General features: G+C 58.4%; 9 protein-coding genes. 4 read left to right on the forward strand and 5 right to left on the reverse strand.

The window, feature by feature from the left end:
• From AC1DJN_RS18250 to AC1DJN_RS18265, 4 genes are all read right to left on the reverse strand, one after another.
• Positions 1–268: hypothetical protein (locus AC1DJN_RS18250; RefSeq protein ID WP_478039677.1), on the reverse strand; the 268-nt coding region annotated here is incomplete at its 3' end.
• A 24-nt stretch (positions 269–292) separates the two neighbouring features.
• On the reverse strand, positions 293–661 hold the full coding sequence (locus tag AC1DJN_RS18255; protein ID WP_088100798.1) for a VOC family protein: 369 nt from the start codon (positions 659–661) through the stop codon (positions 293–295).
• Between the two features lie 69 nt (positions 662–730).
• Positions 731–1498, reverse strand: a complete 768-nt coding sequence (locus tag AC1DJN_RS18260; RefSeq protein WP_442251512.1) for a helix-turn-helix domain-containing protein — start codon at positions 1496–1498, stop codon at positions 731–733.
• A 115-nt stretch (positions 1499–1613) separates the two neighbouring features.
• Positions 1614–2186, reverse strand: a complete 573-nt coding sequence (locus AC1DJN_RS18265) for an OmpO family porin (protein ID WP_025875896.1) — start codon at positions 2184–2186, stop codon at positions 1614–1616.
• A gap of 715 nt (positions 2187–2901) precedes the next feature.
• Between AC1DJN_RS18265 and AC1DJN_RS18270 the strand changes: the two genes are divergently transcribed.
• On the forward strand, positions 2902–5850 hold the full coding sequence (locus AC1DJN_RS18270) for a DEAD/DEAH box helicase (RefSeq protein WP_478039679.1): 2949 nt from the start codon (positions 2902–2904) through the stop codon (positions 5848–5850).
• A gap of 568 nt (positions 5851–6418) precedes the next feature.
• On the opposite strand, the gene AC1DJN_RS18275 is transcribed toward AC1DJN_RS18270, so the two are convergent.
• Positions 6419–6679, reverse strand: a complete 261-nt coding sequence (locus AC1DJN_RS18275; protein ID WP_442251510.1) for a hypothetical protein — start codon at positions 6677–6679, stop codon at positions 6419–6421.
• Positions 6680–6805: 126 nt separating this feature from the next.
• Here AC1DJN_RS18275 and AC1DJN_RS18280 point away from each other — a divergent pair, with 126 nt between their 5' ends.
• The 3 genes from AC1DJN_RS18280 to AC1DJN_RS18290 all read left to right on the forward strand — a co-directional run.
• Positions 6806–7111 (forward strand): TatD family hydrolase, encoded by a 306-nt coding sequence (locus tag AC1DJN_RS18280; RefSeq protein WP_442251509.1) that lies wholly within the window; start codon positions 6806–6808, stop codon positions 7109–7111.
• A gap of 468 nt (positions 7112–7579) precedes the next feature.
• The gene (locus tag AC1DJN_RS18285; RefSeq protein WP_025875897.1) at positions 7580–7849 is read left to right on the forward strand and encodes a hypothetical protein; all 270 of its coding nucleotides are present in this window, start codon (positions 7580–7582) and stop codon (positions 7847–7849) included.
• Positions 7850–8004: 155 nt separating this feature from the next.
• On the forward strand, positions 8005–8649 hold a 645-nt coding region (locus AC1DJN_RS18290; RefSeq protein WP_478039681.1), incomplete at its 3' end, for a hypothetical protein.

Below are 8649 nucleotides of genomic sequence, written 5' to 3' on the forward strand. Positions count from 1 at the left end.
CCTCCAGCACACCGCCCTCGCGAAGATGCTCGAACACGTCGGCCGGACACCACTCCCTGCCCGCCGAGAAGGCCACGCCGAGATCACGCAGGCGGAGGAAGACGGCGGCCTTGGCTGCATCGTCGGGGACCGGCAGGGTGAGGGTGTCTTCTTCGCCAGCGGTGAATCCCAGCGCCTGCAGCGAGGCCCGCGAGCGGCCATTGAACAGCATCACCTTGATGCAGTTGCCGTCGGCCTGCCTCACATAGGCATCGATGTGCGTTTCCATTGGCGGATTGTAGAGGCAGACGGATCAGCTGGCGTCGCTCCACACCGCCAGCACGTAGCCGTCCAGATCGCGGAAATGGAAGCGACGGCCGCCGGGAAAGGCAAACACCGCCTGCACGATCTCGCCGCCAGCTGCGAGGATGCGCTGCTGCGCGTCGGCAAGGTCCACGCAGTACACGATGACCAGCGCGCCTCCTGAGGGCGTCACTGCCTGGCCGGCGACAAAGCCACCTTTGAGGCGGCCGTCATCGAACTCGGTATAGGCCGGGCCGTAGTCGGTGAAGGACCAGCCGAAGACCTGCCCATAGAACTGCTTGCTGCGGGCGATGTCGGCGACGTTGAATTCGATGTTGTCGATGCGGCGTTCGGCAGTGGTGGTGTCTGCGTGGCTCATGGTGCGGCTCTGTGGTTGGAGCGCCCAGCATCGGTCAGGGTCGGGCCCGGGTCTTGAACGAAACGGCCATCAACGTCCCCACTGCTGGCGCAGCGCGCTTGCCGTCAGGCCGGCAAGCTCGCGGGCGTCGCGGCTGAGGTGGGCCTGGTCGGCATAGCCCGCCTCCACGGCCAGCATCGCCAGACTGTGCGCGGGTTGGGTCTGGCTGCAGCGCAGGAACCGCTGCAGACGCAGGATCCGCTCCAGCGACTTTGCTCCGTAACCGAACTGCGTCTGGCTGAAGCGACGCAGGGTGCGCGGGCTCATGGCCAGTTGTGCGGCGAGTGCGTCGATGCTGGCATCGCCTCTGGCAGCGTGCGCGAACAGCGCATGCGCGCGGCGTGTGTGTTCGTCCAGCACGGCCGCCGGCATGTTCCGCTGCAGGCTGTCAGCCAGGCGCTGCAGGCGCTGGTCGGGCGCGGCGTCACCGATCCAGGCCGCAGCCTGAGTCGCCCAGCGGGTATTGAATTCGATCAGGGGCACGGCTTGGCCGACGATGCCGGACAAGTCGATGCCGAGCGCAGACGATGCCTGCCCAGGCCGGAACCGCGCGCCCAGCACCTGTGCACCGGGGGTCAGTTGCGGGTGTGCGGCGGTACGGTCCGGTCCCACCACGAACAGCGCACCATCACGCCAGAGAATGTCCACGCATCCATCGGGCAGCACGGTGATGCTGCCACTGGCATCAGCAGGCAACTGGCTCTGCCAGAGCTGGCCGAACTGGCCACGCAGCGGCGCAGGCGCCAGGTGTTCCTGGTAGGCCAAGCCGGTGCCAGCGGGAGTGGAGGGATCGCCCATGCCCCATTGTGGCAAAGCGATGCCGGAAAAAGAGAAGCCCGGCACGAGGCCGGGCTTCGCTGGCGTGTGGGAGAGAGATCACACGCCAGTTACACGCACTAACGACAGGCGTTTGTTACCAGCTGAAGCGCGGGCCCACGAACCACTCGCGGTCGCCGGCCTTGGCCAGCTTCACTTCGCCACTCAGGCCCCAGTTCTGGTTGAACTTGGCGGTAGCGCCGACACGGCCGTAGAACTCGCCGTCCGGGTTGATGCCGTGCTTCTTGCTGTAATCCTCGTAACCGGCCAGCGCATAGCCTTCCAGGTACGGGTTGAACGCGGTGCGCACGCCCACTTCAGTGGAGTAGCCGTTGAAGTCCAGGCCGTGCTTCATGTCGAACTTCTGGTACGCAACACGAGCCACCAGGTCGGTGTTCGGTGCGATGCCGTAGTTGTAGCCGGCGCCGATGCGCCACTGGTCGACATCGTTCTTGAAGGTGTCGGTTTCCTGCTTGCTGTAATCACCGAAGATGTGGAAGTTCGGATGCACGGCAACCGAGCCCTTCACGCCCCAGCCATCAGCGTCGCCGCCCTTGGCATCGGTGTTCACGTAGCCGCCTTCAACGTAGTTGTACGACAGGCCATCGGCAGCCGATGCGGCGAACGGCAGCGCGGCCAACAGACCCAGGGCAAGCAGCGAATTCTTGATCATCGGGATACACCTTTCATTATTTTGGTTTCGTCGAACGCCCCTCGGGAGGGGAGGGAGGAGAGGCGTTCGACAGGTGTGAATTATCCGTTTGTTGATGAAATCGGCCCTGAATATTGAACTGACCGGTACATGAATGAGGTTCCTGTTCAGGGAACTCTCGATGCGCCGTGTGGGGCGAACACCATAGTTTGTGCAGCTTTGGACAGACTATGGTGACAGCTGGGGGTGCCAAACTATGGTGTCGACTCGGTTGCCAAGCGCCATGTCTCCACCGGGAGAGTCGTCCCTCCTAGCGCGCCATGTCGCCCACCAAGGCTATGAGCCAATGCAGCCTCACAGTTCGAGCCTCCTTCGATCTACCTACAAGTTGCCGGGCGCGGCTTGCCCTTGAAGGGCGTCTGGCCAGACTTGAGCATCGTCATCTGCACAACGTAGGCCGCTAAGCCCTTGAAGCAAAAGGGCGCAGCTCGCTGGCTGGCTGATATGCGAGTATCCCCGTTTGGTCAGCCAGTTGTAATTGGCTTGACCGGGAGGACGCTCTCTGGATCGGAGTCGCCTGCGGGACATAGAACCTGCGGGACATCGAAAAGTTAGAAGCGCAGATTCCTAGCTTGGGAATGAGGGGATCTAGTGAAGCATCTAACTCTATCGAGACAACTTTACGCTTGACACAGCTTATTACCACAGGCGCACCAAGGACAGGAGCTGGCAGATGGACATCGACTTTGATTTCTACAATAAGAACGCGGTCTACAAGAGCTGGGCTGACCACCGTCTAGTCTTCAGAGTTGCGAACGCGGAGGCGGGCGTAACAGGATTCAGGTTGCCACAAAGGGCAGCTGCCTTCGCAGTCCTGTCTCATCTCGATATCTCGCCTTCAAAGCCAGCAACTGTCGTGATGCCAACAGGGACTGGTAAAACCGACACCATATTCGCGCTAATGCTGGCGGGACTGTTCAAGCGGACGCTTCTCGTTGTCCCATCGGACGCACTACGCTCGCAAATGAGCGAGCGTCTTRAGTCCTTGTCGACGCTAAGGCGGATCGAAGTAGTRACGGACCAGCTTCTGTCGCCTAAAGTTCATTTGGCGGCAGGTCTAAGCGGCGCGCTCGATCTAAGCGCGATAGAAGCAGCAAATGTCACTGTCGCAACTCCGGATACGCTTGCTCAACTGCAACCTGATCAACTGGGGCAAGTCATCGGGCTCTTCACACATGTCGTATTTGATGAAGCTCACCATGTGGTTGCCGATACCTGGGAGCGCATCAGGGCCGCGGCAGATGGCAAGCCGACGCTGTACTTCACTGCAACTCCGTTCCGGCTCGATGACCAGCGGATCAGCGGAAAAATCGTATTCAACTACACGCTAAGACAAGCCCAGCGCGACGGGTACTTCCAAGAAATTGAGTTTCATCCCATACGTGAGTATCGAGAGGAGATGGCTGACGAGGCTATCGCCAGAAAGGCCGTCGCTCTTCTTCAGCAGGACCTTGAGGATGGCTTTGATCACATCCTTCTAGCGAGATGTTCGGCGATAGAGAAGGCTAGAGCGGTCGCGGCGATCTACGCGAGACTGTCGGATGGGACAGACCTCAATCCCGTGCTTCTGCACAGCAAGCTTAAGGGCCTAGCCGAGAGAAGAAAGGATGTAATCGACCGTAAATGCAGGATCGTCATCTGTGTAAACATGCTAGGTGAAGGATTCGATCTACCCGAGCTGAAGCTAGCGGCAATCCATGATCAACACCGCAGTCCAGCAGTGACTCTGCAGTTCATTGGACGCCTAACGCGTGTCTCATCCAAGTTGGGGCCAGCAAAGTTCATAGCCAACATTGCCAACCAACGTATCGACGGAGAGATGCAGGGGCTCTATGCGTCCGATGCGGACTGGGGCATGATCATTCGCGAAGTAAGTGAGAATAAGATCGGAAGAGAAGTAGAACGCCAAGAGTTTGAGGCAAAGTTCGAAGGAAATGACGACGCGGAAAAGATCGTCTCGCTCAACCCGAAGCCAAACACCAGCGCCATTGCTTATCGCGTGAATCCTTCAGGATGGATGCCAAAAAACGTCGCAAAGCTAAGAGGGCGGGGCGAGGCGCTGGAACTAAGCTCGGTGGGTGGTGACGACTCTATCGTTATGGCCGTGACCAAGCAGACCACTCCGGTCGAGTGGACAGATAGCGCTTCCGTCATGACGACAACATGGAATCTCTACCTCGCCTACTACCGTTCCGCGGACAGGACGCTCTTCGCGACTTGCTCAGGCGATGAGACGCAGCTTGCGCGCTTTGTTAGCCTAATTGCTCCAAACGCGCCCAGAATTCGTGATGACGCGGTGTTCCGCATCCTCAGTGGAATTGATCTTCTCAAGCTGCAGAACGTCGGACTCATGCGAGGTGGTCGCGAAGTTCGATTCACAATGCACGTGGGCCAGGACGTCAACTCTGTCATGGAGGATCTTGAGAACGGGACTTCTGCCAAGACGAACGTGTTCGCGGTAGGACATGCCAATGGAGAGAGAACTACAGCGGGATGTTCGACTAAAGGAAAGCTGTGGAGGATGGATGACTCGGCGATTGACGAATGGGTTAGGTGGTGTGACCAAGTTTCAGTCAAGATAAATGATCAAAGCATAGACACATCTGACATTCTCAAGAATGTCCTCCGCAGCGAGAGAATTAAGGAAGCATGGCCTCTAGGACTGTTCTTTGCTGACTGGCCAGATCAGCTCCTGATCGAGACTGAGAACAAGAGCGCGATCACCGTCGACTCAATCTCGTACCCAATCACAGATCTAACACTTGGGGCTCCTGTCTACCAGTCTCCAGCGACCTTAGCAGTACCCCTGATTGCTTCGCAGGATGGCGAGCAAGAACAAGAATTGCTGAGAATAGAAATCAAGCTTGAGACAGACGGATACTCATACTCGGCGCCAAACGCCACCTTCACCGTGGGCAGCAAAGAACAGAGCCTCGAGGAGTACCTCGATAGAACGCGTCTTAGGCTGCTATCCGTTGACGGCTCAGTAGTCATTGGTAACTACCGGATCTACTCCCCTAGCAGTCTCAACGTAAAACTGCCACAGAATCTCTTGGAAAGCTGGCCATGGACTAACGTAGACATCAGCAGGGAGTCGATGCTGAGTCGGAGCGACCTTACGAGTGTTCAGGGATACACCTTTAGCAGAATTGAACATGACTACGACGTTGTTTTCGACGATGACGGTTCCGGTGAAGTGGCAGATCTCGTCGCCGTACGCGTCCTTGAATACTGTATAGAGGTTGACTTTTATCACTGCAAGTATTGCAAATCTGGCTACGCTCCAGGCGGTCGTATTGACGATGCCTACGTGGTGACCGGACAGGCAAGTCGATCTGTGAAATGGCACGGTAGGGGTCAAAAACTGTTCCAGCGCCTGCTAGATCGCTACAGCAAATCTGAAAGTAAGGGAAGGAATCGCATCCTAAAGGGGTCGCCCGAGGCCCTCGACTTGCTGCGTAGGAAGGCTCGAGACATGGAAGTTCGGATTGGCTTTGTCATTGTGCAGCCGGCAATCTCTCTTCGGAGCAATCTAGATGAAGTATTGACGGTGCTCGGCACGAGCTACGTGTACATAAAAAGCATTGTAAATACCAAGCTACGAGTGATCTGCAGTCCATAAATCAGGCTGGTCAATTCCTATCGACCTACGCTGGATCATTGAAGTCGGGGTCTGAGCGGCCGGTCGCGACCATTCACGCCGCACGAAGCGCGCTGGAATCAACCAGCGCGCGTGGTGTCGGCGCGACATCAGGACCGGATGCCTTGAGAACCACCTCTCCAAGTGAAAGGATGGATGATTCTAAAGGTGCATCCCTGAGTATTCCTGTCCATTACCGCTTCTGAGGGCGGCACCRGCGTGATCGCAACGATCACACCCCTGTAGCTCAATTAGCAGAGCAGCGGATTCATATCCCGTCAGCGCCAGATGGGTGGCAAATGCCGGTTCGAGCCGGGCCAGGGGCACCATTATTATGTGGAGGACCACATGGGTGACCTAGCGGGCTTCCTAGATTCGCACTATCGAGAGTGACATGGGTCACCCAATCAGCTGTCATCTCAAGATTTGCGCCCGTCGCGCCGATAGTAGTCAACAAACGACAGTTAGGAACGAGTGAATGACATACAGGACCGAACCCTTGCCAGTCCAGCCCCCCCCGGTAACACAGACGCCCCGAGAGGTAGAGGCCCTAGAGAAGAATGAGCGATTTTTCGTTAACATCAAAGACCAGATAGAACTGACCAAGGGAGTAACGCTGGGCTTGGCCGTCATTGCGGCCTCTCACGCTTTGCTGGGCAGCGGGCTGGACAATTTCACGAAAATCGCGGGCGCACTCGTCTGCATAATTTTGGGCTTCTGGACCATATATTGTGCGGTCGCCCTGTTCTGTCAACACAGGATGAAAATTCGAGGACTGCCAATTAAAGCCAAGATCGCGCGTGTAGCGCAATACACTTTTCTATGTGCTGCCTGCTTGTTCGCCGGCGACTTGGCTCTTCAGATTGGCAAGCACGCGTCTGCTAGTGAACTTCCCACTATCCGAGCGAGCACGCCGGAAGGTCGCACCGCGGGTTGAATGTCATCTGCGCCAGATGCTCTTGAGCGTCAGCCAGAGGCGGGTTGGCCGACTCTTCACTGCTTCTCCGGAAGCAAGCGTGAGCTCGCGCGTGCTGTAGAAATGGCCTACCGGTTCTCGATTGGGCCAGCCATGCTACTGAGTGAAAGAGGACGTAAGTTAGTGCAGCTCATGCCACCTGATGGCGTTCTGACCGAGACTGACGGGCCGTTCGTCCACCTTGATGGGAGAGCATTTCTCCCTGAGACGTCCATTCAGAGTATCCGGTGCTTTCCGACATATGGGCCTGCGAAGCTCGGGACGTAGATCAACGCATTGAATCTAACCTTAGGCGGTTTTCATCAATGATGAGTCACTCCTGATTTCGTGCCCGCGCCATATCACCTTCGCTCCTCGTAGTCCGCATCTAGGCGACCCGTCGCAACCATCCATGCCGCGCGAAGAGCGCTTGCATCTTCGACCTGATCGCCCTGCGCCATGAGGCCTGCACACACGAAACCGCGGTGCCCGCGTCGATGTTGTTGCGCCACGCTCATCGGCGCCCATCGAGAGGAACACCATGAGTCGGCTTCAGGCTTATGAATTGGGGAGATCGAAGTGGCACAAGGACATCAACCGATGCGGCAGAGCTCGCTTGTTCCCGCTTGTTAAGGATTGCTGATTGCCCGACCTTCACAGGCCATCCACGTCTTCCAACTGCAGCTGAAAGCACTTCGCAGCGGCGGGAACAAACGCCGCTATATTCCAGACTCCCCAGACGAAGGAGGGAGTGGAATGTTCCTGACCAAGCAGCAAATCAACGCGGCACGTGCCGTCACCGTAGCCATCGTTGCTACCGTAAGCCTCGGTGCTTGCGCCACCTACAAAGACGAATTTGCAACGATCAACTCGCGTCTCGACCAGCTCGACGTGAAGGTGCAGGGCGCGGCGCAGAGCGCCGAATCCGCCAACCAGTCTGCACAGCAGGCCAACCAGCGTCTGGATCAGATCGAAGGCCGCGTGCAGCAGCTCGAAAGGGTCCCCGGCCGCAAGCCGCGCGGGTAACCGCTCTCCACCCACTTTGATGAACGCTTGAACCAGACACCAGTGGCCTTCACCGGCCACTGGTGTCTTTCAGCCTCTCGGTCGTCATCCGAAGGAGCCGTCCCATTCGTACGTACTCACTCCCTGCACGCCGGGCCGTATCGGCCACGCTGGCCATCGCGCTGGCACTGGCAGGAACCGGCGCAGCCAGCGCCAGGAACGCCAAGGAAGCCAAGGACGCACCCACGGAAACGGCGACCGCCGCCGATGAACTTCCGCAGGGCCAGGAAGTGTCCGATACGGTGATTGAACTGGCCGGCTGGGTCGTGGCCAGCAAGGACAACCAGGGCTATCCGTTCGCGATCATGGACAAGGCGGCTGCGCAGGTCCTGGTCTTCGGCGGTGACGGCAAGCTGCGCGGCGCAGCGCCAGCGCTGTTTGGTTCGGCCATCGGCGATCACTCGGCACCCGGCGTCGCCAAGCTCGCACTGAGCGCGATTCCCGGCCACGACCGCACCACCCCGGCGGGTCGTTTCATTGGCGCCTATGGCCCGTCCGAGGACGCCGGACGCGTGCTGTGGGTGGACTACGATTCCGCCGTTTCAATGCACCCGCTTCCCCCGGGCACCCCGAAAGAGAAGCGCAGCGAACGACTGGCATCGGCCACGCCGGACGACAACCGTGTCACCCACGGCTGCATCAATGTCTCGCCCGGGTTCTACGAGCAGATCGTGCATCCCACGTTCGAGAAAGGCGGCGTGTTCTACGTGCTGCCGGACAAGGATTCGATCGAAGAAACGTTCCCGGAGTTCGCGCAGAGT

The organism is Stenotrophomonas sp. 05L414_2 (genome assembly GCF_056397905.1).